A 777-nucleotide genomic window follows, 5' to 3' on the forward strand; every position below is an offset into this window, starting at 1 on the left:
ATGAATGTTGGTTGTGTGTTTCACAGAGCCACACAGAGTCGTTCACGGAGTTTCGCAGAGAGTTATTTGCTTCTGCTGAGTTCCGTGTTTTTCTTTGTGTGTCTCTGTGGGATATTTACTCTTTTGCTCGCGCAGATATTTATCTGTGCGTTGCTCGTAGAGCAATACTTTACTGCTTTTCCAAAGCAGGACACGGACTGCAAGTCCGCGCCAGCAAAGGCAAAACAGTTCCGTATAGCGGCTTCGAGTCCGCTTTACGGATAAAAGAAATAGAAAACGTAGGCTCGCGCAGATGGTACATTCCGATGTATCGGCAATATTTATCTGTGCGTTGCTCGTAGAGCAATACTTTACTGCTTTTCCAAAGCAGGACACGGACTGCAAGTCCGCGCCAGCAAAGGCAAAACAGTTCCGTATAGCGGCTTCGAGTCCGCTTTACGGATAAAAGAAATAGAAAACGTAGGCTCGCGCAGATGGTACATTCCGATGTATCGGCAATATTTATCTGTGCGTTGCTCGTAGAGCAATACTTTACTGCTTTTTCAAAGCAGGACACGGACTGCAATTTCCGACACGTCGGAATGTAACATCCGCGCCAGCGGGGTAAAAGGGAAGCGAGGGACTTGAGAGTGTAAAACGGGTGAAAGGATAAAGGAATCGAATAAAGTAGCGTACCTACGGCACGCTTGTAAATGAAGTGAATGGCATTGTTACCCCCCCTTACTGGCGCAAGTTTAGCGTAGTGTAACTTGTGCCGAAAACAAATGCAGTTTTAAA

The 777-nt window shown here is 46.3% G+C and carries 1 protein-coding gene; it reads right to left on the bottom strand.

Annotation, left to right across the window (positions count from 1 at the left end; all coding sequences use genetic code 11):
• Positions 1-169: 169 nt before the first annotated feature.
• Positions 170-556 carry a hypothetical protein gene (locus tag D0T49_RS12910; protein ID WP_163632366.1) on the bottom strand — a complete coding sequence of 129 codons (387 nt, stop codon included), beginning with the start codon at positions 554-556 and terminating at the stop codon, positions 170-172.
• Positions 557-777 lie beyond the last annotated feature (221 nt).

Origin of the sequence: Paludibacter sp. 221, from assembly GCF_010501035.1 — a bacterium.
GTDB lineage: Bacteria > Bacteroidota > Bacteroidia > Bacteroidales > Paludibacteraceae > QVMH01.